Source organism: Desulfovibrionales bacterium (genome assembly GCA_028715605.1).
Lineage (GTDB): Bacteria > Desulfobacterota > QYQD01 > QYQD01 > QYQD01 > QYQD01.
Genome location: JAQURM010000005.1, coordinates 22,829 through 48,304, shown reverse-complemented (window position 1 = coordinate 48,304; position 25,476 = coordinate 22,829). Strand labels below are relative to the sequence as shown.

Below are 25,476 nucleotides of genomic sequence, written 5' to 3'. Positions count from 1 at the left end.
GGGTAAAAACTGCGGCTGCGATTGAAAACGCCAAAAGTATCCTAGGGCAGACTCCCCAATTACAAGGGGAGAGAGCGGCTATGCCGCTCAACCAAATGACCGGCTGGAAAACCTATAGAAATGAAAAATACGGCTATGAAATTAAGTGTCCGGAAGGCTGGGAAGTAATAGAGGCTCAACCAAGGGTAGGCGCCAAGGCCACATGGACGGGGAATGCCCTCTTCGAGGGAGAGTTACAGAAGGTAACTTTTCTAGAGAAGGAATACATAGATTGGCCAGGAGAATTTCAGATACGGGTCCTGTCAAACCCGGATCAGCTGAGTCTGGAAGAATGGATTAGCAAACATGAACCCCAGGACGTAACTGGAGGTAGTTTGATTCAGGAAGTGTTTGATACGACTCTGGATGGAATACCAGCTCAAAGGCTTTCCATATTCGGGTTTGACCACGAGGGCATTGACATCGTGTTGCCTTATAATGGATATATCTATTACCTCAGTTTCACCGGCAGTAATCCCAATGATGCCGAAGCAGAGGGGCATCAACTGACTTATAACCAGATGCTTCGTACTTTTAGGTTTATTAGGTAGGTTATATTAACAGGGCCGTTATCCTACTTGAGGCTATATAGGCGATAGGAAGGAATGGTTTGTGGCGTATGGCAACTCTAACTACGTCAGAAGAACTAAGAGAAGTATATAGAGAGATCCGGTTCATTTTTGAATGTTATCCGCGCGAGGCGGAGAATATCCGTCGCCTGGCTCTGGAGGTAAAGACCGGTATTGAGGCTATAGACCCGCTGATCCAGGAAATGACCTCGGAAGTCTGCCCTCACTGCAAAAGTCCAAACTGTACGAATCTAAACGGCCGGTTTGACTGGTGTGACCTGATTTATTTGGCGGCGCTGGGGCTGGAGTTGCCCCCTTTCCGGGATGGTTTGAGAGATGAGGAACCGTGCCAGTTCCTGGCAGAAAGGGGCTGCGTCCTGCCTCGCGCCATGCGGCCGCATCGCTGTAACTGGTGGTATTGTGAACCCTTGCTGGAATTTATAGAAAGGTGGCCGCCCCGGAAACAACGCATGTTTATTTCTTCCCTGGAGAAAATAACCCTGACCCGGAAGAGAATGTGTGATGAGTTCAAGACGATACAGGATGGGGTTAGGAAGGCCGGCTAGGTTGCGTATCTTTGTTTGATCAATTCGTAAAAAAGACTTTTCACCGCTGAGCACGCAGAGTCCGCAGAGAAAAACTGTAAATTATTCAATATGTTATCTCGGCGTTCTCTGCGGTAATTTTGATTTTACAGGTATCTTGGTTAGGTTGTAAAAGAGGTAGCGGATATCTACTTTCTTGCCTTGCACCCCTCATTTTCCGGAATCCAGTTTGTGTGCCAAAATTTATAAAAGTCCGAAGACCGGATGGAGCCTTCCGGTATGGAAAGTTCCCGGCAGAGGCGAAGGAGCCTTTCTTTATCTGTAGATATAATATGATAAGACTTTTTTCGCCGCGAAAGGTAGTTTTCGTGTATGGATATGAAACCTCGCTCCGCCCAGGTTATAGCGTCGGGAATTTTTTCCAGGGGGAATATTTTGATTTTGAAATGGAATTTGCGACGTAAAGTTTCTATAATTTTGTCAAGTTTTGTCATGCACGGGACCTGACGTATTTTTCTCCGGTAAGATTTTAAAGGACTTTCCGCCAAGGAATCTTCCACTGTTATTTTTGACCTTTTACGAGTTCATAATCTTTATTGGTAGTTGCAACTTTCTATTGTCATATCGGCAATGAGCTGCACCAACTTAAACAAATAAAGACGAATATTTTTAACTGGCTGATAAAATGCAGGAAAAGTTACAGGTGGTTATTTCTGGATGGATACCGGGGTGAAGGTATTGTTTATTTTTACCCTGAGTTTTTTGTTTTTGTATTGTGCCAGTATGTTTTTAGAGTCCGTGTTGTCGAGAAAATTTATGGTGAGATGATCTACTTCGGTCCCGGTTATCCCGCTGGTGACCTTTACTGTTTGTAAGACGGTTTCTGTATGTTGTTTGACAAGATTAATGATAAATTTTTTTAATTCCGGATCTTCTGTCTTGAAAAAATCATCCCGCGTGTAGAGGGCGATGATTACATCATGGGTCAATGGGGGTTGGTTGACCAAGCCATAGAATACAAACTGCCTGTTGAGATTTAAGGATAGGCGGGCGCTGGTAATGTTAATAAAGTTGGTAAGTTCCATGTTAAGAAGGTGGGTTTCGAGTTTGTCTATACGCAGTTGAGCAGTGGCTATGGCATTATCCATCTCTCCCCATTTTTTCTGGGATTGATCCAGCCGCCAGAGGGCATAAGCCGAAAAAGTAACAGCCGATATGCTGACAATTATCGTTATAATGTTAAAAATGAGGTTTTTCTTATAATCCATAAAATAGTTCAGGAGACACTTTTTAATTTACTTTTACAGGCGATTGGTTTAAAGACTATAGCTAAAAGCCTAATAAAGTCAAATGGTTTTTGTCACAAGGATACTCACAGGGTAGATTCATGAACAAGAAACCGGGGCGTAAGGCCAAAGTAGAAAGAAAGACGAAAGAAACGGATATTTCTCTGAAATTCAGCCTGGATGGAGAGGGTAAAAGCGATATCAATAGCGGTATTGCCTTCCTCGATCACATGCTCACCCTTTTTGCCGCCCATGGATTTTTTGACCTGGTCTTAAGGGCCAGGGGAGATATAGAAGTGGATTTCCATCATACCGTTGAGGATATTGGTATATGCCTGGGAGACGCCTTGCGGGAGGCCCTGGGTGAAAAACAGGGTATAAGGCGCTATGGGCAGGCCATCATTCCGATGGATGAGGCATTGTGCCAGGTGGCAATAGATATCTCCAACAGGCCATTGCTGGTCTATAATGTTAAAATGAGACAGGGCAAGGTAGGGATGTTTGACACACAATTGGTCCCTGAGTTCCTGCAAGCCCTTGCCACGCGCGGGGGTATCACTCTCCATGTTAATGTTATGTATGGCCGAAATGCCCACCATATAATTGAAGCTGTTTTCAAGGCCATGGGAAGGGCTTTGGACATGGCTGTCAGCTTGGATGGCCGGGTTAGTGGTGTAATTTCAACCAAGGGTCTTATTTAATTGTTAGCGGCTCCATGTGAGGGAGTACAATGAATAGCATGGTGAAAGTCTGTTTTTTGGCGACTGCGCTTTGGATTTTATGTTGTGTATCCATAGGCTGCGGCGGTAAGCATGCTGAGTTAGAAAAAAAAGCCGGACTGACGGCAAAGGCCATAGCGGTTCTCCCTTTTGAGATGGAAACGGCGGGAGAGGCAGGCCAGCAATATGTGACCTGCAGTGTCTGCGGTAGCGCCTATAAAGGGGGACATATTGAGCCCAGGGCGGAAACTGTTCTGTCTGACCTGCTCTTTGAGAAGTTGAAGGACAAACCGGATATTATCCTACTGACGCCCGGGCAGAGCAAGGGGTTGTGGGCGGATGCCCTGGCCAGGTCGGGAGGTATGCCATATACGAAGATTTTGCAAGGGATTGGCGAGAAGTCAGGGGCTGACGCTGTATTGTATGGACGGATATTCCGGTATGAAGAACGGGAAGGCCGTACCTATAGTGTCCAGCGTCCTGCCTCTGTGGCTTTTGATCTGCATCTGGTGCGGACTTCTGACGGCGTTATTATGTGGAAGGGGCGCTTTGATGAGACACAGACCTCTTTAATGGAAAATATACTCAGGTTTCCTTCTTACCTTAAGAGAGGGGGTAAATGGCTTACGGCCGATGAACTGGCGGAAGAAGGCGTGGATAAAGTGATGGCGGATTTCCCTCGATAGCGATGAAAAATAAACCACAGAGCACACCGAGAAGAGACGGTTTCAACCGTTTGAACGGGTTAAGCTGCTTGAACTGTTATTAGCGGGGCAATTCCTCGGGCGTTTTTGGGCAAAAACGAGAATACAGGAGAACACAGAGGGGAAGAGCCAAAATCTGTTCTAACTTAGTGATATTTTTATTCTCTCTGTGCCCTCTGTGGTTAATCTTTTGGCAGTACCCCGTAGCTTTTTGCGGGGTAATTTATTGAGCATGAAGGAGCACTATCTATAACGTTATGATTGTTGTGCCGGCTATAGACTTGAAACAAGGCCGATGTGTTCGGCTGAGACAGGGCGATATGGCTCAGGAAACGGTGTTTTCCAACAACCCGGTGGAGATGGCGCTTAGATGGGAATCGGATGGGGCAGAATTGCTGCATATTGTGGATTTAGACGGCGCGGTAAGTAAAAGACCGGCAAACCACGAAAGTATCAAAAATATCCTCTCGGCGTTAAAAATACCGGTGCAGGTTGGTGGTGGTATCCGTGATAGTGAGACCATTAAGACATATCTTTCCTGGGGTGTAGATAGGGTGATTCTGGGCACGGTAGCCCACAGAAATCCAGATCTGGTGAAGGAGATGTGCCGTATCTTTCCGGGAAGGATTGTGGTTGGAATCGATGCCAGAAATGGAAAAGTGGCTGTCGAGGGGTGGACAGAAACAACGGATACCGATGTCCTGACGCTGGCCCAAAAATACGAAGATTTTGGAGTGCGGGCCATCATTTTTACCGATATCAAACGCGATGGTATGCAGACCGGCCCCAATATCGAAGCTACGAAATATCTGGCCCGTTCGGTAGGCGTGCCTATCTACGTCGCCGGCGGGGTTTCGACGCTGGATGATATTAAGAAAATCACGGCCATAGAAGATTACGGTGTAGAAGGAGTCATTACGGGTAGGGCAATTTATAGCGGGACGTTAAATTTCCGGGAGGCTGTATTGTTTACACGAAGCCCGGCCGCCGCACGATAGCAATCAGCACACAGCTATCAGCGTTCAGCTTACTGTGTTATTTGTCTTGGTTTTTTGCTGACAGCTAAGCGCTGACTGCTGAAAGCGTGAAGCCGGAAACAGTAGTTTCCGGATGAACACTATCTAGGTTTTCCTGGAAGTCTTGGTCATAAAGTGACTGATCTGCTGTTTGACCTTTTTACTTTTGCATTTTGGGCAGGAGGCTTTTTTCTTTTCATGTTCCGCAAGGCTTAACACCAACGTGAAGACTTCATTGCATTTCATACATTGATATTCATACGTGGGCATGTTGTTTCCCCCCTCCCCAATTTAACCTCGATGGGTCCCCCCTGCTCCAGCAAATTTCGCTCAGGAACATCGGATTCCATAAAAAATGGGGAAAGCCCAGATTTGCGACATTACCTATAGTAAATAGTCAGGGTTCACGGCAAACCGCCTTTTTAAGCCTCGGCTAAAGTAATTCGATCGCCACCCGCGCTTTTTGCGCTGTAAAGGGCTTTGTCTGCGGCTCGGATGAGGATATCCATATTTTCTTGTGGGGTCAGGCTGGGGCTGTAGATGAGCTTAGCCAGGCCAATGCTCAAGGAAGTTGGCTCCAGGTGTTCAGCATTGTATTTTGTCCGGATACGTTCGGCTATCTTCTTGGCCTGGTCTTCGGTGGCTTGAGTGACAATAACAGCAAATTCATCCCCACCGTATCTAAACCCCCAGTCTACGTTTTCGCGCACGGAAGACAGGATTACCTCTCCCAGTTTGTGAAGTAGAATATCTCCTTCTTGGTGTCCCTTTTGATCGTTAAAGTCTTTAAAGTCATCTATGTCCATGAGGATAAGAAATAGATTGTAACCCTGGCGGTACGCCCGGTAAGATTCCTCTTCCAGTTTGACGTTAAAATGCCGCCGGTTATAGATGTTTGTTAGCGCATCCCTTATAGAAAGGGTTTCCAATTCATGGCGCAAGGTTCTTTCACGAATGATGCGGTTAAATTTGGCTTCCAGTTCATCTATATTAAAAGGCTTGGATATGAAATCACTGGCCCCGGCCCTTATTACATCGGTGTATTTGTAGTCCGCATTGTAGGCAGTAATAACTATTATATCCGTGTTGTTGTACTTTTCTTTTACTTTTTTGGTTAATTCAACCCCGTCCAAACGGGGCATTTTTATGTCTGTGATCACGATGGTGTAAGAACCGGCGGCTAGTTTATCCAGGGCAGCCAAGCCATCTTCAGCCACATCACATTCATGTCCCAGCTTGTCCATAATCTCTGCCAGGAGGGCCCGAATAAACGGATCATCATCTACGGCCAGTATTTTCTGTTTTTCCATATCGTCGGTCGCTTTTTTAGAGTAAGTTGAAGGCGTTGTAACAGGTCCGGTTTTCCGCCGTGACAAATTTCTTATTTTACACCTTTTTAACAATTATATAAGGGATTTTTTTTATTCGTCAATCTATTTAACCGATATTGAGTTTTTTAATTGGGGCCTAGTGGTTTTCTACTGTGTATAAAAAAGAACAGCCGGGTGGCTGATAATCCCGGCTGTTCTACGGATAGGGAGAAAGGTTTTTTACTCGATATTAGTAACCATGCAACGTTCATGCCCAAAAGGGCCATAAATGTAACAGTTGGATTTTATTGCATAAATATATATTGATCCCTTGGGTGAGAAATGATCCGGGTTCAAAAAATTTAACTAAGTGCGGGACAGATAGCTAATTGTGCTCATAACATATTGATTTCTTTATTTTTATTGATAATTAAAAATTTTATACCAGCGAATTCGTCGTGGCGAATCTCCCGATTAAACCTTGCTGCAAGCCCTCATAAATCATTTCTTGTGGCTTGCGGTGATTTTTTATTGACATTTCATTCAGACTTATCTAGAATTTCGAAAATAAATTCTGATGGAAGAAATAGTAGATCGTCAAAAGTTGGCGGTAATCGTTGAGAAAAGCAAAATCTGTAAAAGAAAAGAGGTGATTAAGGTATGCGTAAGTTTCTATCTTTTCTTCTTGTGCTAGTAATGGCATTGTCTCTGGCCGTAGCGGTTGGTTGCCAGAAGAAGGAGGAGGCAGTTCCAGAGGCTCCGGCCCCTGAGGCAGCTCCGGCCCCTGAGGCAGCTCCGGCCCCTGAGGCAGCTCCGGCTCCTGAGGCAGCTCCGGCTCCAGCCCCTGAGGCACCTCCGGCTGGCCATTAATCAAACCGTGGCACGAAGTGGATAATAAAAGGGAGACCATCCGGTCTCCCTTTTATATTTTTAGTTTTAGGAATAGGCGTCAGTCCTCAAGAGGCCTTGTACCCTAGTTTTCTCAGCAAATTCAATCGCCAGGTTATATTACCTTCTTCTTCTACCCCCTTTGGTGAATAGCCGTCAATGACTCCGAGTATCCCTCGCCCCTGTTCTGTTTGCGCGATGATCACCTCTACAGGATTGGCCGTTGCGCAGTAAATGGCGCATACTTCCTGGCACAGTTTTATGGCATTTAAGACATTAATAGGAAAGGCGTTGCGCATGATAACTATAAACGAGTGGCCGGCCGCTATCTTCCCGACGTTGGCAATGGCAGCTTTTTTGAGTTCTTCATCATTAGCGGCTACCCGGACAAGACAGTCACCGGAGGCCTCACAAAAAGCCAATCCAAACTTTATGCCCGGGACTGAACTTACCAATATCTCATAAATATCTTCCACGGATTTGATGAAGTGGGTCTGGCCTAAGATAATATTACTGTTTGCCGGGACGTCCAACCGTTCTGTTAATAAATCCATCGTCTTTCCCTCCTTATCACTTAGTCATTGGTCAACACTCATTTGTCACTGGTTAAAAGTTTTCCACACTTAACCACTAACTGATGCCCGGTGACCAGTGGCGTCGCCTGTAACCAGGGCTATGGATTGTATCCGTTCACTGTTATCAGTTCACCGTTGTCCGTAAGAACCTGAAAAGCTTTTTTTCGGTGAACAGTCAATGGTAGTCGTATTTTCCGGCAACCGTCGCCCCTCAAAAAACGTGAAAAACCCCGAATGCTAAACGCTGAAGGTATTTTCCGTTATTCGGCCACCGTTGTCCGTGAAAAACACGAAAACGTCTTTTTCGGTGAACGGTGAACGGACAACGGTGAACGGTTACTATGGAGTTATAGTTGCGCCGTATTTGTTTTTTAATTCCAGAAAAAGTTTCCCCATAGCTTCTTCCTGCTTTGTTTCTATCAACCTGTTTTTGACCTCTTCCTTAACTTCATCAAAGGCCTTGGTCTTTGCTTCCTTTCTATCTTCTGCTTTGATGATATGATATCCAAATGCGGTCTTCACGGGTTCGCTCACCTCTCCTGTCCTGAGCGCGAATGCTGCTTTTTCAAATTCCGGAACCATCTGTCCACGCGGAAAGAATCCGAGTTCGCCCCCCTTATCTTTGCTGCCCGGATCTTCCGAGGAAGCCTGGGCCACCACAGCGAAATCCTCTCCTCCATCAAGACGCTTCTTGATTTCGCGTATCCGGGTTTCTGCTGCCCCCCAGTCATCGGGTTTGGCTTCAGAGGAGACCCTGACCAGGATATGCCGTGCCTTGACCATCTCCGGCTCTTCAAATTCAGCTTTATGCTCAGAATAATAGTTGGCTATCTCTTTGTCTGTTACCTTGATCTTAGCAAAGACATATTTGGTTACAAATTCCTGGGCCAGGACGGTATCGACCAGCTCATTGATTTTTTCGGCCAGGGCCTTGTTGCGATCCAGCTTACGGGCGCGCGCTTCCTGAGAGAGCAAAGAGATTTGGACCCAGCGATCAATGAGATTTTGTTTGAATTGAGGGTTTTGCCTGATCATCTTCTGATATTCCGGCGGTAAAGAATTCACCCTTTGGTCGAGGGCCTCAACCGTCAAGACCTGTTTGCCTGCCTTAGCGACGATCTTATCATTTTTTGCAGACTTATCTGCCCAGGTCAGGGATGATACTAAAAGTAAAAGACAGACAACTCCCAGACAGATAGATAGAACAACCAGCCTCAATCTTTTCATAAACATTTCCTTTCTATTTTGTTTATTATTAGCGGATGACGGATCCGGGGGGATAGTAACCGCTTTTGACTGTGGTATTTGGATAGACCAATGATCTTTGTCCAAGGATAGTCCCTGGATTGGTGACCGAGTTGCAGCCCGTTTGTACGCCGTCACCTAAGATTGCGCCGAGTTTACGGAGCAGGGTGGGATATTCTTTCCCTTGAGTCCTGATAGTGATAGGTGCATTAAGGAGTTTCAGGTTGGCCAATTTGGTTCCAGCCCCGAGGTTGCAGTTGCTCCCCAGGATGCTGTCTCCCATGTAGGCAAAATGTCCGGCCTTGGCGCCATCCAGCATGATAGAGTTTTTTATCTCGGTGGTATGCCCTACTATACAATGCGCGCCAAGCAGGCAAGTCCCCCGGATATAAGCGCCCTGACGGACCTCCGTCCGATCGCCTATTATGGTCGGGCCTTTGATCAGGGCCCCGGGCTCAACGACTATGCCGCGGCCAATAGCTATTCCTTCATCCGCCAGGACACAGCCGGCATACAAAACAGAGGCCCCCTCCAGAACCTTTCCGTTTTTGACGACCTTCATCTTTCCCTTGGTGGCATCTCCGGGTATTATCTCTATACCTTTTTGCAGTAGTTTTCCTTCATGTACCACCAGGGTGGCCCTAAGTGGCACAGAAAGAGGCAGGCCGGTTACAGGGTTTACCGCTATAGCCTGCAATAGGTAGGCTTTTAATTTCGGTAACACCTCCCAAACCAGATTAACCCCCGCGAATAAGTCCCGGTGATGGAACCCTTCCAGGTCAAATAGGTCTTCCGGCTTTAGCAAGTTCAGCTCCTTAGAAGATGATAAATCTTTCCCGTGCACTTTTTATCTTTATGTTGCCTGGCGTGGGGGAAAATTGTTATAAATTATCTGAGATTGCAGGTAAAGATGCAAGGAAAAACTGGAATAGTTTAATTTTTTGATAGATCATGTTATATAAAGGCAAAATTTGACTAAGGGCGAGAGGGGGAGAAGGATGATCTCCTTGGTTCGTGCTGATAGTGAAGAGGGCCGTCAAAGATTACGCGCCCTTGGGACCAGACAAATCAACTTTGCTAAAGATCATGAGTTGGCTGTAGCCGGGATTCTGGAAGAGGTGCGCGTCGGCGGTGATAAGGCCCTTATTAAATATATACGCCAATTTGATGCACCTGATCTAAAAAAATCTTTTTTGAGAGTTAAGGCGGCGGAGTTCAAAAATGCCTATAGGCGGGTGGATAAAAATTTCTATGCTACTTTGAATAAGGCCATTCGTCAGATTGAGGATTTTCACTCCAGGCAGCGAGAACAATCCTGGATAGTAACCAGAGAAAACGGGTCCATGGTCGGCCAGTTGGTTCGTCCGGTAGATATTGCCGGCCTGTATGTACCCGGCGGCAAGGGGGGAGAGACGCCGCTTATCTCGTCTGTATTAATGAATGCCATTCCGGCCCGGATAGCCGGTGTCCCGCGAATTGTCCTTACCACCCCGCCCTCTCCCGGGGGCGGAGTAAATCCGTACTTGTTGGTGGCAGCACAGGAAGTGGGTATAGAAGAGGTCTATAAGGCGGGCAGCGTCTGGGGTATCGCAGCGCTGGCCTTTGGCACCCGGACAGTGCCAAAAGTAGATATAATCGTTGGTCCGGGCAATGTTTACGTGACATTGGCGAAGAAACTATTATCCGGTATGGTAGGCATAGATATGATCGCCGGCCCAAGCGAGGTATTGGTTATTGCCGACGCTACAGCTCGTCCCGAGATCGTTGCTGCCGACCTCTTATCTCAGGCTGAACACGACGCCCTGGCCACAGCGTTGTTGCTTACCCCGTCGGTAAAACTGGCGCATGCAGTCATAGCTTTTCTCAAAAAACAGATCAAACAATTAGTGCGGCATGAAATCGCCCGGGCCTCACTGGAGCAGAATGGGGTTATATTTGTGGTAGATGATGTGGCGGATGCCATACGGATAGCTAATGAAATTGCTCCGGAGCACTTGGAGCTTATAGTGCGGGAACCTTTTGCCTGGTTGGGTGAGATAAGGCATGCCGGCGCATTATTTATAGGAGAATTTTCTCCGGAACCCATGGGGGACTATATCGCCGGTCCCAATCATGTCCTCCCCACGATGGGTACGGCCCGCTTTGCTACTGCCTTGGGAGTTCAGCATTTCTTAAAGAGGACCAGCCTTATTTATTATACCGAGAAAAGTTTCGTCCAGGATGCCGGAGATGTTATTCGAATGGCAGAGAGAGAAGGGCTTACTGCCCACGCCCGGGCGGTATCTATCAGGCTGAAGAGATAGACAACAATGTTGACGGCTTTGTAAAAAGTCCATTTGCTGCGAAATAGCGATCAGCCGTCAGCGGTCAGTTTGAGGCACTATTCCACTTTCTGAAAGCTGAGAGCCGAATGCTGATTGCTCCATTTAAAGAGGCAGACCGAACCTTTTCTTCCTGGAAATCCTTAGAGGGATTTCTCTTGACTAGATAATTTATTCATTGTATATAAATTTTTTTAAACTTCGGCTAAAATTCCCTAAAGATTTTATTAACTAGAGAATATTATCTCAAAATAGCCGTTTGTAATATTTATTTGATTTAACACATAAAGTTTTATGGATTGATTTGCTGGCGTAGCTCAATTGGCAGAGCAGCTGATTTGTAATCAGCAGGTTGCGGGTTCGAGTCCCATCGCCAGCTCCAGCCATGTTTATTTAGATTGGAGAGGTTCCCGAGCGGCCAAAGGGAGCAGACTGTAAATCTGCCGGCGACGCCTTCGGAGGTTCGAATCCTCCCCTCTCCACCATTTTTAGGTTGAATACAGGAGTAGGCAGGGTCAGGTTTTTCTGGTCTTGTAGAGAGTGCGCCCACGTTATTATTTTTTAAGGCGTTGTTTAATTAGGCGTGTTTATCTGAATGCGTAAGCGGGAATAGCTCAATTGGCTAGAGCATCAGCCTTCCAAGCTGAGGGTTGCGGGTTCGAGACCCGTTTCCCGCTCCAATAAGAAAAAAACAGAATATAGGATTCAGGATACGGGAGACAGAATTATAAAGGCTAAATTCTGACTCCTGAGTTCTGTATTCTGAATTCTGTGTTATAGCGCCCACGTAGCTCAGTTGGCAGAGCACTTCCTTGGTAAGGAAGAGGTCACCGGTTCAATCCCGGTCGTGGGCTCCACGTTAGGGCGTATGTAAGATTATGTTCAGTTTATAATTCTGCTTAAATTTAAGGAGGATTTTGAGATGGGGAAGAAGAAATTTGAGCGTAAGAAGCCGCATGTAAACATAGGGACGATAGGGCATATAGATCATGGTAAGACGACGTTAACGAGTGCGATAACGTCGGTGTTATCGAAGGCGGGATTTGCGGAGCATATACCGTTTGATCAGATAGACAAGGCGCCGGAGGAGAGGGAGAGGGGAATAACGATAGCGACGGCGCATGTGGAGTATGAGACGGATAAGCGGCATTATGCGCATGTGGACTGTCCCGGACATGCCGACTATATAAAGAATATGATAACGGGAGCGGCGCAGATGGACGGTGCGATATTGGTAGTGGGTGCGGATGACGGTCCGATGCCGCAGACACGGGAGCATATATTGTTGGCGCGTCAGGTGGGAGTGCCGAGCATGGTGGTATTTTTGAACAAGGTGGACATGGTGGACGATCCTGAGCTGATCGAGTTAGTGGAGCTGGAGTTGAGGGAGCTGTTGTCGAAGTATGAGTTTCCTGGGGATGATATACCGATAGTGCCTGGGAGCGCCTTGAAGGCTTTGGAGTGCAGTTGCGGCAAGAAGGATTGTGTGAATTGTGGGCCGATATGGAAGTTAATGGATGCGGTGGACAGTTATATACCGAATCCGGTGCGGGATATAGACAAGCCATTTTTGATGCCGGTGGAAGATGTCTTCAGCATATCCGGTCGTGGCACGGTGGTGACGGGCCGGGTAGAGCGAGGGATGGTCAAGGTAGGAGAAGAGGTGGAGATAGTAGGGATACGTCCGACGACGAAGACGGTATGTACCGGTGTGGAGATGTTTCGTAAGATATTGGATCAGGGGCAGGCCGGGGACAATATAGGGGTGCTGCTTAGGGGTACGAAGCGTGATGAGGTAGAGCGAGGCCAGGTGGTAGCGAAGCCTGGGAGCATAACGCCGCACACGAAGTTTAAGGCGGAGTCGTACATATTGACGAAGGAAGAGGGAGGGCGGCATACGCCGTTTTTCAACGGGTACAGGCCGCAGTTTTATTTTCGGACGACGGATGTCACCGGGATAGTGAAGCTGCCGGATGGAGTGGAGATGGTGATGCCTGGGGACAATGTATCGATGGAGGTGGATTTAATTACACCGATAGCGATGGAGAAGGAGCTCAGGTTTGCTATTCGAGAGGGTGGACGCACCGTTGGGGCAGGCGTCATCAGCGAAATAATGGAATAAACGAGATAAAAATAAGGGATAGGTCCTATGCGAGATATTGTGACTTTGGCATGCACTACTTGTAAACAGAGAAATTATACGACCACTAAAAACAAACGCAAGACGACAGAAAAACTGGAGTTTAAAAAATATTGCCGTTTTTGCCGGTTGCATACTATTCATAAAGAAACCAAGTAGTGAAATCCCTGCAGGCCAGTAGCTCTAACGGCTAGAGCACCGGACTCCAAATCCGGGTGATGGGGGTTCGAATCCCTCCTGGCCTGCCATTTTACTGCGCTATATTTTGGGGATAGAATGAAGATAACGGCCGAGGAAAAGAAAAAAAATAAAGTGACCCGGAAAGCTCTTGTTAAGGGTGAAAGCCAGAGTGAAAAAGTAAATCAGGAGACCAAGGTCAGTATCCTAGATACCGTAAAAGATAAGGTAGGGTTTATAGAGAAGGCCGGACAGTTTTTACGCGAAGTAAGGGTTGAATTTAAAAAAGTGGCCTGGCCGTCACGGAAGGAGGCTATGGGTACGACATTTGTGGTTATCGTACTCGTGCTTATAATTGCCCTCTTTCTCGGCCTTATTGATATGGCCCTGGCTAAATTGATCAAGATTTTTATTAAGTAAAAATAAGGAAGTTTTTAATGGTGTGGTAATTGGGGAGGATATGGTACATAAGTGGTATATAGTACATACTTATTCGGGATATGAACAAAAAGCTAAGGCGGCTTTAGAGGAGCGCATTAAGTCTTTACACCAGGAAGATCTCTTTTCTGAGGTTCTTCTCCCAACAGAAAAGGTTGTAGAAATGGTTAAGGGAGAACGAAAGACCTCCTTGCGCAAATTTTTCCCGGGATACATACTGGTGTGTATGGAACTGACCGATGAGACGTGGCATACCGTTAAAAATACTCCAAAGATTACAGGGTTTGTCGGTGGAACAGAGAGACCAATACCGCTTTCAGATGAAGAGGCAGGAAAAATTGTTAACCAGATGAAGGAGGGGGCTTTAAAACCGAAGCCCAAGTACCTTTTTGAAAAAGGTGATGAGGTTCGGGTCATTGATGGTCCTTTTACCAACTTTAATGGTGTAGTGGATGAGGTTAAACCGGAAAAAGGTAAGATTCGAGTCCTGGTCAGTATATTTGGACGGGCGACCCCGGTTGAGCTGGACTTTGTCCAGGTCTCTAAAATTTGAGAATTAAGGAGTAAGGCAGATGGCCAAAAAAGTTATTGCAAATATAAAGCTTCAGGTGCCGGCCGGGCAGGCTAACCCTTCGCCCCCTATCGGCCCGGCCTTAGGACAGCATGGTGTTAATATCATGGAATTTTGCAAGGCGTTTAATGCAAAAACCCAGGGACAGGAAGGGATGATTATCCCTGTAGTTATAACGGTCTATGCTGACCGGTCCTTTAGTTTTATCACCAAGACTCCGCCTGCAGCGGTTCTTCTAAAGAAAGCGGCGCAGATAGCCAAGGGTTCAAGCCAACCGAATAAAGAAAAGGTAGGCAAGGTATCCCGTAGTCAGATTGAGGAGATTGCCAAACTTAAGATGCCGGATCTCAATGCGGTTGATCTGGCGGGCGCCGTAAAGACCATCGAGGGTACAGCTAGGAGTATGGGTATTGAAATTGTATAGTTAATGTTCATCTGAAAACCCAAGGATTCCGGATGGAACCTAATTGGTTAATTATATTAAATTAATTTGGAGAAAGAGAATGGCCGGGAAAAAGCTCAGAAAGATAAAAGAAGAGTTGGACGTGAGTAAGAGGTACGCCTTTGAAGAGGCTGTTGAATTAGCTGTAAAGAACAGTTGCGCCAAGTTCGACGAGTCTGTGGATATTGCCATTCGCCTCGGAGTTGATCCCAGACATGCGGAACAAATGGTCAGAGGAGCCGTGGTTTTGCCTCATGGGACAGGCAAGACTGCGCGCGTGCTGGTTTTTGCCAAGGGAGACAAGGCGCTGGAGGCCAAAGAAGCCGGCGCAGATTATATCGGAGACGATGACCTCATCGAGAAAATCAAACAAGGATGGCTGGAGTTTGATAAGGCAGTGGCTACGCCGGATATGATGGGGGTAGTAGGCAAGATTGGTAAGATTTTAGGTCCCAGAGGTCTGATGCCAAATGCCAAGGTGGGTACGGTTACATTTGATGTGGCCAGGGCAATTCGTGAAATAAAGGCCGGCAAGGTAGAATTTAGAGTAGAAAAGGCAGGTATAGTGCATGCTCCGGTAGGCAAGGTTTCTTTCGGGGTAGAGAAGATATTGCAGAACGTCGCCGCTTTTTTTGAGGTTATATTACGGTTAAAGCCTGCCAGCAGTAAAGGGACTTATGTGCAGAGCATAGGCATTTCTACAACTATGGGCCCGGGGGTCAATATCGACCCGCTCCAGATTAAGGCCTTGGTCAAGTAGGCCCTGGAATGCGCTGATGATTAAAAATTGATGAGGTTGTAAAAGGTCTGAAAAGGCTACTTTCTGTTATCCCTGCGGAAGCCGTCAAAAATTGCAATATAAAAGTAAGTGGTCAAAGACAGTAGGCACACGGTTACGGTACGTGTTTAATTGAGCGATTCAACCTACCGAGACAACTTGTTTCGTGCCTCTGGCTTTGACAGAATTAACTGTCATAAGGAAAGGAGGGTGAATATTGAAGCGCGCTGAAAAAGAAGAAGCAGTAAAGGACCTGCATGCCAAGCTGGAACAGTCTCGGGCGACGGTGCTTGTAGACTATCGCGGTCTTAAGGTAGAGGCGCTGAACGCGCTCAGGTTACAATTGCGCAATTCCCGGGCTGAATATAAGGTCGTAAAGAATAACCTTACCAAGCTGGCCGCAGAAGGGACAGATGCGGCGGCCTTGCGCGACTATCTGACCGGGCCATGTGCCTTGGCCATCGGGTATGATGATCCGGTCACCATGGCTAAGGTTCTGACTGAGTTTGCCAAGAACAACCCAAACCTGGAGATCAGAGGCGGGGTATTGCAGGGCAAATTCATCAGCGAGGATGATGTCAAATCGTTAGCAACCCTGCCGGGCCGTGAGGTGCTCCTGGGTAAGTTATTATCAGTATTGGTATCGCCTCCTACCGGGTTGGTGCAGGTTTTCAGTGGTATTATCCGGAAGTTTTTATACACACTAAAGGCTATCCAGGATCAAAAAACGGCCTCATCTTCATAAGGATGGGCCGGGTATTTATTAATATATTATATAATTGTTTAGGGAGGATGTAAGGGAAATGGCTAATATTAATAAAGAAGATGTTATTACGTTTATATCTAACATGACGGTACTCGAGCTTTCCGAATTGGTTAAAGAGTTGGAAGATAAGTTCGGGGTTACCGCAGCCGCTCCTGTGGCTGTAGCCGCACCCGCAGCCGGTGGAGCAGCGGCTGCGCCGGCAGAAGAAAAGACGGAGTTCGACGTTATCCTGACTGGTGCCGGAGACAAGAAAATCCAGGTAATCAAGGAAGTACGTGCTATTACCGGCCTTGGACTTAAAGAGGCGAAGGACTTGGTAGAAGGTGCGCCTAAGCCCGTTAAAGAGAGCGTACCTAAGGAAGAGGCTGAAAAAATTAAAAAGCAGTTAGAAGAGGCCGGAGGTACTGCAGATATCAAGTAAATGCAATTTAATAGAAAAATTTTCGGATAAAGTCATTTATTAGGTAGAGTAGGATGCCCCTTGAGCTCAAGGGGCATCCTTGCTTAATCTATTGGTTAGCGGCTTGTTTTTAGGGATCAATATACTAAGCCTGTTTATTCGGTTCCTTGCAGAAGGTAACCTGTAAGGCTAATTTCGAATGAACCAGGAAGAGAGAGGGAAGATGGGACAATCTTTTTCGACTATGCAGAGAATAAGGAAGGATTTTGGTCGCATAGGCAGGGTTATTGATATACCTGATCTTATGGAGATGCAACGCAGGTCGTATGAGCGTTTTCTGCAAAAGGATGTGCCTCCCGAAAAAAGAGAAGACGTAGGACTGCAGGGAGTTTTCAAGAGTGTATTTCCTATAAAGGATTTTAGCGGCACTTCTTCACTGGAATTTGTTCATTATGCATTTGGAGAACCCAAGTATAGTGTTGAAGAATGCCTGCAAAGGGATATGACCTATGAAGCGCCTTTAAAGATAACGGTAAGGCTTGTTTCTTATGATGTAGATAAGGATATCGGTACGCAGAGCATAAGGGATATAAAGGAGCAGGAGATTTATTTCGGCACCATTCCCCTTATGACCGCCCGCGGGACCTTCATAATCAATGGTACGGAAAGGGTTATCGTCAGTCAGTTACAACGCTCGCCGGGTATCTTTTTTGACCACGACCAGGGGAAGACACATTCGAGCGGGAAGGTTCTTTATTCGGCAAGAATAATTCCGATTCGTGGTTCCTGGGCCGATTTCGAATTCGATCACAAGGATGTTCTCTATGTGCGTATCGACCGCCGCAGGAAGTTCCCGGTTACTGCCTTGCTCAAGGCGCTTGGCTATTCAACAGAGCAATTACTGGGGTATTTTTACCAGGCGGAGACCATTTTTATTGACCAAGGTGGTATTAAAAAACGTTTTGTCCCGGAATTGTTTATTGGGAAAAAGGCGGTACGAGACATTGTTGATCCAGAGACCAAGGAGGTAATCGTTAAGAAGAACCGTAAGATTACAAGGATGGCGGCCAATAAGATAGAAGATGCCAAAATAGAGACTATCCCTCTTGACTTTGAAGATATCAAGGGGTCAATCATGGCCCGCGATCTAATTGACCCGGCCACCGGAGAGGTTCTGATCTCATGTAATGAAGAAATTACCGAGGATAAGTTCCAGTTAATCAAAGAGAAAAATATCCCGGCGTTTGAAACTCTGTATATAGATGGAGTAAAGGTCGGCCCTTCCCTGCGCGATACCATGCTCTTGGACAGGGTTAACACCCCGGAAGAAGCCATAATGGACATCTATCGCCGACTCCGGCCCAGCAGCATACCCACTCCGGAGATAGCCAATACCTTTTTCAATTCTCTCTTTTTCAGCCCGGAAACTTATGACCTTTCCGATGTAGGACGCTATAAATTGAATCTCCGGCTTAAGATGGATAGTTCTGTTACGGACCGAACCCTGAGGAAGGAAGATATCCTGGAGGCCGTGCGCTATCTTATTAAACTTAAGGATACCCAGGGCCCGGTGGATGATATCGACCATCTTGGAAATCGCCGTGTTCGGGCGGTGGGTGAGCTGATTGAAAATCAATATCGCATCGGTTTAGTGCGTATGGAAAGGGCCATCAAGGAGCGTATGAGCCTTCAAGAGATTGAGGCCGCAATGCCGCATGATCTCATTAATCCCAAGCCGGTTTCTTCTGCCGTCAAGGAATTTTTTGGCACCAGTCAGCTTTCACAGTTTATGGATCAAAACAATCCGCTTTCTGAGATAACTCATGAAAGAAGACTAAGCGCCCTTGGCCCGGGCGGTCTTTCTCGTGAGCGCGCCGGTTTTGAGGTAAGGGACGTGCACCCGACCCATTATGGGCGGATATGCCCGGTCGAGACCCCGGAAGGGCCGAATATCGGCCTTATTGTTTCTCTCAGTACCTATGCCAAGGTAAACCATTATGGATTTATCGAGACGCCTTATCGTGAAGTAATGAATGGGGTCGTTACTAAGAAAGTTCGTTATCTTTCCGCCCTGGATGAGCAGGATCATGCTATCGCTCAGGCTAATGCGCCTATAGATGCAAAAGGTAATTTTTTGCGTGATATTGTCTCTGCCCGCCGCGATGGCGAGTTCGTTATGGTACGTCCGGAAGAAATAACCTTTATGGACGTTTCGCCTAATCAGTTAGTAAGTGTCGCCGCTTCTCTAATCCCCTTTTTGGAGAATGACGACGCCAACAGGGCCTTGATGGGGTCAAACATGCAGAGGCAGGCGGTGCCTCTTTTGAAGGCAGGCGCTCCGGTGATTGGCACCGGTCTCGAAGGTGTTGTGGCCCGGGATTCCGGAGCTGCGGTAGTGGCCAGGGGCCATGGTTACGTGGAAGAAGTGGATGCCAATCGTATTGTAGTACGTTATGAAGATGAAGAGCATCCAAGGCGATCAGCGGGAGTGGAGATTTACAGACTTATCAAGTTCCAGAAGTCAAATCAGAGCACCTGCATAAATCAAAAACCGATTGTGCACAGAGGAGATGTTGTACGCCCCGGTCAGATAATTGCGGATGGCCCGGCTACGGAAAAAGGCGAACTGGCATTGGGTAAGAACATAATGGTAGCCTTTATGCCCTGGGGTGGATGCAACTTTGAGGATTCTATACTGGTCAGCGAACGATTAGTAATGGACGATGTTTTTACGTCTATTCATATCGAACAGTTTGAGACGGTAGCCCGGGACACAAAATTGGGGAAAGAGGAGATTACCCGTGATATCCCTAACGTAGGCGAGGAGGCCCTTAAGGATTTAGATGAAAGCGGTATCGTTCGGGTTGGGGCCGAGGTGAAAGCGGGCGATATTCTGGTTGGTAAGGTGACGCCTAAGGGTGAGACGCAACTTTCGCCGGAAGAGAAACTCTTGCGGGCTATTTTTGGTGAAAAAGCGGGAGATGTAAAGGATACATCACTACGTGTACCTCCGGGTATCGAAGGCATTATTATTGATGCTAAAGTCTTTTCCAGGCGTGGTGTAGATAAAGATGAACGGGCCAGGTTTATCGAAGACGAAGAAGTTACCCGTCTTCGAAGGGATGAAGCTGACGAACTGGCTATTGTGGAAAAGAACACCAGACGCCGGCTGGAAAAGCTTATGGTGGGCAAAAAGGTAGCCGTTTCATTAAAAGATGCAAAAGGCAAGATCGCTGTTCGTAAGGGTGAAGAAGTTACTGCGGGTGCCCTGGCCAGGATACCCTTACACAAAATCCGTGACATAACTTTCCCTGAGAAGACCAAGATCGAGCCGGAAATAGAAAAGATTCTAGATAATCATGAGGAACAGGCAGCCCTTATCAAGATGGTTTTTGATGACAGGATTAACCGCTTTAAAAAGGGTGATGAGTTGCCTCCCGGCGTGATAAAAATGGTCAAGGTCTATGTGGCCACTAAACGAAAACTTTCCGTCGGCGACAAGATGGCCGGCCGCCATGGCAATAAGGGTGTGGTCTCAAGAATAATGCCGGTAGAGAATATGCCCTATTTTGAAGATGGAACACCTATGGATATTGTTTTAAATCCGCTTGGCGTTCCCTCACGTATGAACGTAGGCCAGGTTTTAGAAACCCATCTCGGATGGGCAGCAAAAGGGCTGGGAGAGCAGATAGGAAACTTGATTGATAATTGCCAGGTAGCGGCCCTGCGTAAAAAACTAAAGGCTATATTCTCTTCCGAACAATATAAAAAACTTTTCGGGAACATGACCGATGAAGAATTATTAAAGTTTGCTGAGGATTATAGGAACGGTGTGCATATGGCTACGCCGGTTTTCGACGGAGCGGAGGAATCGGACATAAGGGGATTATTAGCCGAGGCCGGTGTTTCGGAATCGGGCCAGGCCACCCTTTGTGACGGTCGAACGGGAGAGACATTTGACCAGAAGGTGACTGTTGGCATTATGTATATGCTGAAATTACATCATCTGGTTGATGACAAGATACACGCCCGTTGTACAGGCCCATATTCCCTGGTTACTCAACAGCCCTTGGGCGGCAAGGCCCAATTCGGCGGCCAGCGGCTTGGTGAAATGGAAGTCTGGGCCATGGAGGCCTATGGCGCTGCTTATTCCTTGCAAGAGTTCCTTACGGTCAAGTCGGATGATGTGTCCGGACGGACGAGAATGTATGAGAAGATAGTTAAGGGTAACAATACCCTGGAAGCAGGTCTGCCCGAGTCATTTAATGTCCTGGTAAAAGAACTCCAGGGTTTAAGTTTAGATGTAGAATTAATAGAAAAAGAGTAGGCGTTCAGCATTCAGCGATCAGTCCGCCTAGAGTTTTTCCGGAAAGCTGACGGCTTATTAACAGATTAACTTAAAAGAGGAAGAAAGCAAGGAGTAGAGATGGACGATCTATATAGTTATTTTGCCAGATCAAAAGATCCTTCAAACATTGACTTCGTGCGAATTTCTTTAGCCTCGCCGGATAAGGTTCGAGAGTGGTCGCATGGTGAAATCAAAAAACCGGAGACAATAAATTATCGTACATTTAAACCGGAGCGCGACGGTCTGTTTTGCGCCAAGATTTTCGGCCCGGCTAAAGATTATGAGTGTAACTGCGGCAAATATAAACGGATGAAGCATCGTGGAGTGGTATGTGAGAAATGCGGTGTGGAAGTTATACAGTCAAAAGTAAGACGGGAACGGATGGGTCACATTGAACTGGCTGCGCCGGTAGCGCATATATGGTTTTTAAAGAGCCTGCCCAGCAAGGTGGGCAACCTCCTCGATTTTACACTTAAAGAACTGGAGAAAGTCCTTTATTTTGAATCCTATGTGGTAACCGAGTCTTCCATAGACGCCTTGCCGGTAGGGACGTTGCTTTCAGAAGACCGGTACAGACAGGTTAAAGAAGAGTTTGGAACGCAAGTTAAGGCAGGTATCGGGGCGGAAGTCATTAAGTATATGCTTTCCAATCTGGATATAAACGCCCTGTCAGTGAGCTTGCGTGAGGAACTCCAGAAGACCAGTTCAGAAGCCAAGCGGAAAAAGCTCAGCAAGCGGCTACGGGTTGTGGAGGCCTTCAAGGATTCAGGCAACCGTCCGGAGTGGATGATCCTGGATGTGGTGCCGGTTTTACCGCCGGATTTAAGACCGTTGGTGCCCCTGGATGGCGGCCGGTTTGCCACTTCGGATTTAAACGATCTTTACCGACGGGTAATTAACCGCAATAATCGTTTAAAACGATTAAAGGAACTGGATGCCCCCGATATCATAATCCGCAATGAGAAAAGAATGCTCCAGGAAGCAGTTGATGTCCTGTTTGATAACGGGCGGCGGGGCAAAGTGGTGACCGGCCCGAACAAGAGGCCACTTAAGTCGTTAAGTGACATGTTGAAAGGCAAACAGGGCCGATTCCGGCAAAATCTGCTGGGCAAACGAGTGGACTATTCCGGGCGTTCGGTTATCGTGGTCGGCCCTGATCTCCGATTGCATCAGTGCGGTTTGCCTAAAAAGATGGCCTTGGAACTTTTTAAACCCTTTATTTACAATCGATTGGAGCAGAAAGGTTATGTAACGACGATTAAAAGCGCCAAGAAAATGGTGGAGAAGGAAGTTCCGGAGGTATGGGACGCACTGGACGAAGTGGTGAGGGAATATCCGGTCCTCCTGAACCGGGCGCCTACGCTTCATCGTCTGGGCATCCAGGCCTTTGAGCCGGTTCTGGTAGAAGGTAAGGCCATTCAACTTCATCCCCTGGTCTGTATGGCTTTTAATGCAGACTTCGACGGTGATCAGATGGCTGTTCATGTCCCCGTGTCTATTGAGGCTCAAATAGAGGCCCGGGTTCTGATGATGTCCACCAATAATATTCTTTCGCCGGCGCATGGTGAACCGATTATTATTCCTACGCAGGATGTGGTGTTGGGAATATATTACATGACGCGTAGCCGGGCGCTGGCTAAGGGCGAGGGTAAGGTGTTTGCAGGGCCGGAAGAAGTTCAGATGGCCTATGATGCCGGTGCGGTCGATCTTCAAGCCCAGATTAAAGTGCGCTTAAATGGTAAGTTAGTAGATACGACGACGGGGCGGATATTACTTGGGGATATCTTACCGGAAGAAATCCCGTTTGATATTATTAATCGCCCCATGAAGAAAAAGGAACTCGCCCAATTGATTGATAAGTGCTACCGGGGGGCGGGCATTAAAAAGACGGTCCTGTTAGCTGACCGCTTAAAAGATATGGGGTACAAATATGCCACCAAGGCGGGTATTTCCATTTCTATCGCGGACATGGTTATCCCGGCCAAGAAGGCGGGAATCTTAAATAAGGCCCAAAGTGAAGTGCATGCGGTAGAGAAACAATATACTGACGGTTTAATCACCGACGGAGAAAAATATAATAAGGTAATTGATATCTGGGCTAAGGCCACGGATGATGTAGCCGCGGAGATGATGCGGGGCATAGCCGTACAGCGCATAAAGGGCAAAGACGGTCGCGCCATAGAGACGCCTAGTTTTAATCCCATATACATGATGGCTGATTCCGGCGCTCGGGGGAGCAAAGATCAGATCCGGCAGTTGGCGGGTATGAGGGGTCTTATGGCCAAGCCTTCCGGTGAAATAATCGAAACCCCGATCACGGCAAATTTCAGGGAAGGTCTTACTGTGCTACAATATTTTGTATCGACACACGGTGCACGTAAAGGTCTGGCCGATACCGCCTTGAAGACGGCTAATTCCGGTTACTTGACCCGGCGGCTGGTCGATGTAGCCCAGGACTGTACGATTACGGAGGAGGATTGCGGCACTATCGATGGTATCACTATGGAGCCGTTAATCGAGGGAGGCGAGATTATTCAGCGCGTTGGCGATCGTATTCTCGGCCGTGTGGTCCTTGAGGATATTAATGACCCATTGACCGGTGAAATTCTGGTAAATGCCAATGAGGAGATTACAGAGTCCCACGTTCAGAAGATAGAGGATGCCGGTATTGAGCGGGTGAAAATCCGCTCTGTGCTTACCTGCCGTTCTAAGCACGGGGTTTGTATCAAGTGTTACGGCCGTGATCTGGCGCGTGGAAAGATGGTCAACATCGGAGAGTCCATCGGTATTATTGCGGCACAGTCTATTGGTGAACCAGGAACGCAGCTTACCATGCGTACCTTCCATATCGGCGGTACAGCCAGCAGAAGGGTGGAGCAAGCCGAAATCCATGCCCGGAACGAAGGGCGGATAAAGTTTATTAACCTGCACACGGTTCGTAATGTAGCGGGTGGCCTGGTCGCTATGAATCGTAATGGTGAAATAGCTGTTGTAACTGAGGATGGACGGGAACGTGAGCGTTATCCGGTGACCTACGGGGCGCAGATCTACGCCGAGGACGGACAACCGGTCAACGCCAATGATCTCCTGGCGAATTGGGATCCTTATACCATCCCGATTTTGACCGATGTTTCCGGCCGGGTCAAATTTGGCGATATCGTAGAAGGCGTCACCATGCAGGAGAAGCTGGACCCCGTCACCGGTAAGGCCAGCAGGGTTGTTGTTGAATGTAAGGATTCCAGCGTTCGGCCGCGCGTTTCCATAAAGGATGAGAGCGGCAAGACCCTCAAGATCCCCGGTTCTACGTCTGAGGCCCGCTATCTTATGCCTATCGGCGCCATCGTTATGGTGGCGGAAGGCAACATGGTCAATGCGGGAGAGGTCATTGCGCGTATCCCCCGGGAAACAACAAAAACTAAAGATATCACCGGCGGATTGCCTCGGGTAGCGGAACTCTTTGAGGTGCGAAAACCAAAAGAGTTTGCGGTGATCAGCGAGATTGACGGTGTGGTCAGCTTCGGCAAGGACGTAAAAGGTAAGCGAAGGGTTGTAGTAAAACCTGACGTTGGAGAGTCTAAGGAATATCTTGTTGCCAAAGGCAAGCACATCAGTGTCCATGAAGGGGATTTTATCCGGGCCGGGGAGGCTCTTATGGATGGTTCGGCTAATCCTCACGATATCCTTCGTGTCCTTGGGATTAAAGAGCTGGCTCGCTACCTGGTCAATGAGGTGCAGGAGGTTTACCGGTTACAGGGCGTTAAGATCAATGACAAGCATATTGAAGCCATCGTGCGACAGATGCTGCGTCGTGTAAAGATCAAAGAGGTAGGGGACAGCAGTTTTATGCTGGGCGAGCAGGTGGAACGATACCTGTTTGAGGAAGAAAACGAAAAGATTTTGGCCCGGGGCGGCCAGCCGGCAGTGGCGGAACCGTTACTTCTGGGTATTACAAAGGCTTCCTTGAGCACGGAAAGTTTTATATCTGCGGCCTCCTTCCAGGAGACTACCAAGGTTCTTACGGACGCAGCTATAGCGGGCAAGGTGGATTACCTCCGCGGGCTAAAAGAAAATGTCATCATGGGTCGCCTTATCCCGGCCGGAACAGGTATAGTTTACTATGCCGAGGCCCGGAAAGGGGATTAAAACCGGCGGGGAAAAACGATAATAAATAAGCCTAGTAGTTTTTATCTTTGGGTAAA

General features: G+C 47.4%; 22 protein-coding genes and 5 tRNA genes. 21 read left to right on the top strand and 6 right to left on the bottom strand.

Annotation, left to right across the window (positions count from 1 at the left end):
* The first annotated feature begins 80 nt into the window (after positions 1-80).
* Together PHT49_06995 and PHT49_06990 are read left to right on the top strand one after the other, a co-directional pair.
* Positions 81-590 carry a hypothetical protein gene (locus PHT49_06995; GenBank protein MDD5451625.1) on the top strand — a complete coding sequence of 170 codons (510 nt, stop codon included), beginning with the start codon at positions 81-83 and terminating at the stop codon, positions 588-590.
* A 68-nt stretch (positions 591-658) separates the two neighbouring features.
* A complete protein-coding gene (locus PHT49_06990; protein MDD5451624.1) occupies positions 659-1,174 on the top strand; it encodes a hypothetical protein in 516 nt (171 codons plus the stop codon).
* 686 nt (positions 1,175-1,860) lie between these two features.
* On the opposite strand, the gene PHT49_06985 is transcribed toward PHT49_06990, so the two are convergent.
* Positions 1,861-2,421, bottom strand: coding sequence for a hypothetical protein (locus PHT49_06985; protein ID MDD5451623.1), 561 nt, complete (start codon positions 2,419-2,421; stop codon positions 1,861-1,863).
* Positions 2,422-2,540: 119 nt separating this feature from the next.
* Here PHT49_06985 and hisB point away from each other — a divergent pair, with 119 nt between their 5' ends.
* The 3 genes from hisB to hisA all read left to right on the top strand — a co-directional run bounded on the left by hisB (position 2,541) and on the right by hisA (position 4,860).
* Positions 2,541-3,140, top strand: a complete 600-nt coding sequence (gene hisB / locus PHT49_06980; GenBank protein ID MDD5451622.1) for an imidazoleglycerol-phosphate dehydratase HisB — start codon at positions 2,541-2,543, stop codon at positions 3,138-3,140.
* A 29-nt stretch (positions 3,141-3,169) separates the two neighbouring features.
* On the top strand, positions 3,170-3,844 hold the full coding sequence (locus PHT49_06975) for a hypothetical protein (GenBank protein MDD5451621.1): 675 nt from the start codon (positions 3,170-3,172) through the stop codon (positions 3,842-3,844).
* Positions 3,845-4,119: 275 nt separating this feature from the next.
* Positions 4,120-4,860 (top strand): 1-(5-phosphoribosyl)-5-[(5-phosphoribosylamino)methylideneamino]imidazole-4-carboxamide isomerase, encoded by a 741-nt coding sequence (gene hisA / locus PHT49_06970; GenBank protein ID MDD5451620.1) that lies wholly within the window; start codon positions 4,120-4,122, stop codon positions 4,858-4,860.
* Positions 4,861-5,300: 440 nt separating this feature from the next.
* Here hisA and PHT49_06965 read toward each other — a convergent pair whose 3' ends face one another.
* From PHT49_06965 to PHT49_06945, 5 genes are all read right to left on the bottom strand, one after another.
* Complete coding sequence (locus tag PHT49_06965) at positions 5,301-6,188, bottom strand: diguanylate cyclase (GenBank protein MDD5451619.1); 888 nt, start codon at positions 6,186-6,188, stop codon at positions 5,301-5,303.
* A gap of 553 nt (positions 6,189-6,741) precedes the next feature.
* Positions 6,742-7,098, bottom strand: a complete 357-nt coding sequence (locus PHT49_06960) for a hypothetical protein (protein MDD5451618.1) — start codon at positions 7,096-7,098, stop codon at positions 6,742-6,744.
* A 46-nt stretch (positions 7,099-7,144) separates the two neighbouring features.
* Positions 7,145-7,630, bottom strand: coding sequence for an adenosine-specific kinase (locus PHT49_06955; GenBank protein ID MDD5451617.1), 486 nt, complete (start codon positions 7,628-7,630; stop codon positions 7,145-7,147).
* Between the two features lie 360 nt (positions 7,631-7,990).
* On the bottom strand, positions 7,991-8,878 hold the full coding sequence (locus tag PHT49_06950; GenBank protein ID MDD5451616.1) for a peptidylprolyl isomerase: 888 nt from the start codon (positions 8,876-8,878) through the stop codon (positions 7,991-7,993).
* Positions 8,879-8,906: 28 nt separating this feature from the next.
* Complete coding sequence (locus PHT49_06945) at positions 8,907-9,701, bottom strand: hypothetical protein (protein ID MDD5451615.1); 795 nt, start codon at positions 9,699-9,701, stop codon at positions 8,907-8,909.
* Between the two features lie 193 nt (positions 9,702-9,894).
* Here PHT49_06945 and hisD point away from each other — a divergent pair, with 193 nt between their 5' ends.
* The 16 genes from hisD to rpoC all read left to right on the top strand — a co-directional run bounded on the left by hisD (position 9,895) and on the right by rpoC (position 25,420).
* Positions 9,895-11,199, top strand: a complete 1,305-nt coding sequence (hisD, locus tag PHT49_06940) for a histidinol dehydrogenase (protein ID MDD5451614.1) — start codon at positions 9,895-9,897, stop codon at positions 11,197-11,199.
* Positions 11,200-11,523: 324 nt separating this feature from the next.
* Positions 11,524-11,599 (top strand) — tRNA-Thr (locus PHT49_06935).
* 18 nt (positions 11,600-11,617) lie between these two features.
* Positions 11,618-11,702, top strand: a tRNA-Tyr gene (locus tag PHT49_06930).
* 118 nt (positions 11,703-11,820) lie between these two features.
* Positions 11,821-11,897, top strand: a tRNA-Gly gene (locus PHT49_06925).
* Positions 11,898-11,998: 101 nt separating this feature from the next.
* Positions 11,999-12,074, top strand: a tRNA-Thr gene (locus PHT49_06920).
* Positions 12,075-12,139: 65 nt separating this feature from the next.
* A complete protein-coding gene (gene tuf, locus PHT49_06915) occupies positions 12,140-13,339 on the top strand; it encodes an elongation factor Tu (GenBank protein ID MDD5451613.1) in 1,200 nt (399 codons plus the stop codon).
* 27 nt (positions 13,340-13,366) lie between these two features.
* Positions 13,367-13,516, top strand: coding sequence for a 50S ribosomal protein L33 (rpmG, locus tag PHT49_06910; protein MDD5451612.1), 150 nt, complete (start codon positions 13,367-13,369; stop codon positions 13,514-13,516).
* A 12-nt stretch (positions 13,517-13,528) separates the two neighbouring features.
* Positions 13,529-13,605: transfer RNA gene (locus PHT49_06905), tRNA-Trp, on the top strand.
* Between the two features lie 28 nt (positions 13,606-13,633).
* Positions 13,634-13,954: a preprotein translocase subunit SecE gene (secE, locus tag PHT49_06900; GenBank protein MDD5451611.1), complete on the top strand. Its 321-nt coding sequence runs from the start codon at positions 13,634-13,636 to the stop codon at positions 13,952-13,954.
* 40 nt (positions 13,955-13,994) lie between these two features.
* Complete coding sequence (nusG, locus tag PHT49_06895; protein MDD5451610.1) at positions 13,995-14,525, top strand: transcription termination/antitermination protein NusG; 531 nt, start codon at positions 13,995-13,997, stop codon at positions 14,523-14,525.
* 19 nt (positions 14,526-14,544) lie between these two features.
* Positions 14,545-14,967 (top strand): 50S ribosomal protein L11, encoded by a 423-nt coding sequence (gene rplK / locus PHT49_06890; GenBank protein ID MDD5451609.1) that lies wholly within the window; start codon positions 14,545-14,547, stop codon positions 14,965-14,967.
* A 79-nt stretch (positions 14,968-15,046) separates the two neighbouring features.
* Positions 15,047-15,745 carry a 50S ribosomal protein L1 gene (rplA, locus tag PHT49_06885; GenBank protein MDD5451608.1) on the top strand — a complete coding sequence of 233 codons (699 nt, stop codon included), beginning with the start codon at positions 15,047-15,049 and terminating at the stop codon, positions 15,743-15,745.
* A 235-nt stretch (positions 15,746-15,980) separates the two neighbouring features.
* Positions 15,981-16,508, top strand: coding sequence for a 50S ribosomal protein L10 (rplJ, locus tag PHT49_06880; protein MDD5451607.1), 528 nt, complete (start codon positions 15,981-15,983; stop codon positions 16,506-16,508).
* A 58-nt stretch (positions 16,509-16,566) separates the two neighbouring features.
* Positions 16,567-16,950, top strand: coding sequence for a 50S ribosomal protein L7/L12 (gene rplL, locus PHT49_06875; GenBank protein MDD5451606.1), 384 nt, complete (start codon positions 16,567-16,569; stop codon positions 16,948-16,950).
* 223 nt (positions 16,951-17,173) lie between these two features.
* A complete protein-coding gene (gene rpoB / locus PHT49_06870) occupies positions 17,174-21,256 on the top strand; it encodes a DNA-directed RNA polymerase subunit beta (GenBank protein MDD5451605.1) in 4,083 nt (1,360 codons plus the stop codon).
* A 99-nt stretch (positions 21,257-21,355) separates the two neighbouring features.
* Positions 21,356-25,420, top strand: a complete 4,065-nt coding sequence (gene rpoC / locus PHT49_06865) for a DNA-directed RNA polymerase subunit beta' (GenBank protein ID MDD5451604.1) — start codon at positions 21,356-21,358, stop codon at positions 25,418-25,420.
* Positions 25,421-25,476 lie beyond the last annotated feature (56 nt).

What these genes read in the sequence shown, in the direction of transcription:
- PHT49_06995 (MDD5451625.1), top strand. Translation starts at nt 81, where the DNA reads ATGCCGCTCAACCAAATGACCGGCTGGAAAACCTATAGAAATGAAAAA.
- PHT49_06990 (MDD5451624.1), top strand. Translation starts at nt 659, where the DNA reads ATGGCAACTCTAACTACGTCAGAAGAACTAAGAGAAGTATATAGAGAG.
- PHT49_06985 (MDD5451623.1), bottom strand. Translation starts at nt 2,421, where the DNA reads ATGGATTATAAGAAAAACCTCATTTTTAACATTATAACGATAATTGTC.
- hisB (MDD5451622.1), top strand. Translation starts at nt 2,541, where the DNA reads ATGAACAAGAAACCGGGGCGTAAGGCCAAAGTAGAAAGAAAGACGAAA.
- PHT49_06975 (MDD5451621.1), top strand. Translation starts at nt 3,170, where the DNA reads ATGAATAGCATGGTGAAAGTCTGTTTTTTGGCGACTGCGCTTTGGATT.
- hisA (MDD5451620.1), top strand. Translation starts at nt 4,120, where the DNA reads ATGATTGTTGTGCCGGCTATAGACTTGAAACAAGGCCGATGTGTTCGG.
- PHT49_06965 (MDD5451619.1), bottom strand. Translation starts at nt 6,188, where the DNA reads ATGGAAAAACAGAAAATACTGGCCGTAGATGATGATCCGTTTATTCGG.
- PHT49_06960 (MDD5451618.1), bottom strand. Translation starts at nt 7,098, where the DNA reads ATGGTCTCCCTTTTATTATCCACTTCGTGCCACGGTTTGATTAATGGC.
- PHT49_06955 (MDD5451617.1), bottom strand. Translation starts at nt 7,630, where the DNA reads ATGGATTTATTAACAGAACGGTTGGACGTCCCGGCAAACAGTAATATT.
- PHT49_06950 (MDD5451616.1), bottom strand. Translation starts at nt 8,878, where the DNA reads ATGAAAAGATTGAGGCTGGTTGTTCTATCTATCTGTCTGGGAGTTGTC.
- hisD (MDD5451614.1), top strand. Translation starts at nt 9,895, where the DNA reads ATGATCTCCTTGGTTCGTGCTGATAGTGAAGAGGGCCGTCAAAGATTA.
- tuf (MDD5451613.1), top strand. Translation starts at nt 12,140, where the DNA reads ATGGGGAAGAAGAAATTTGAGCGTAAGAAGCCGCATGTAAACATAGGG.
- rpmG (MDD5451612.1), top strand. Translation starts at nt 13,367, where the DNA reads ATGCGAGATATTGTGACTTTGGCATGCACTACTTGTAAACAGAGAAAT.
- secE (MDD5451611.1), top strand. Translation starts at nt 13,634, where the DNA reads ATGAAGATAACGGCCGAGGAAAAGAAAAAAAATAAAGTGACCCGGAAA.
- nusG (MDD5451610.1), top strand. Translation starts at nt 13,995, where the DNA reads ATGGTACATAAGTGGTATATAGTACATACTTATTCGGGATATGAACAA.
- rplK (MDD5451609.1), top strand. Translation starts at nt 14,545, where the DNA reads ATGGCCAAAAAAGTTATTGCAAATATAAAGCTTCAGGTGCCGGCCGGG.
- rplA (MDD5451608.1), top strand. Translation starts at nt 15,047, where the DNA reads ATGGCCGGGAAAAAGCTCAGAAAGATAAAAGAAGAGTTGGACGTGAGT.
- rplL (MDD5451606.1), top strand. Translation starts at nt 16,567, where the DNA reads ATGGCTAATATTAATAAAGAAGATGTTATTACGTTTATATCTAACATG.
- rpoB (MDD5451605.1), top strand. Translation starts at nt 17,174, where the DNA reads ATGCAGAGAATAAGGAAGGATTTTGGTCGCATAGGCAGGGTTATTGAT.
- rpoC (MDD5451604.1), top strand. Translation starts at nt 21,356, where the DNA reads ATGGACGATCTATATAGTTATTTTGCCAGATCAAAAGATCCTTCAAAC.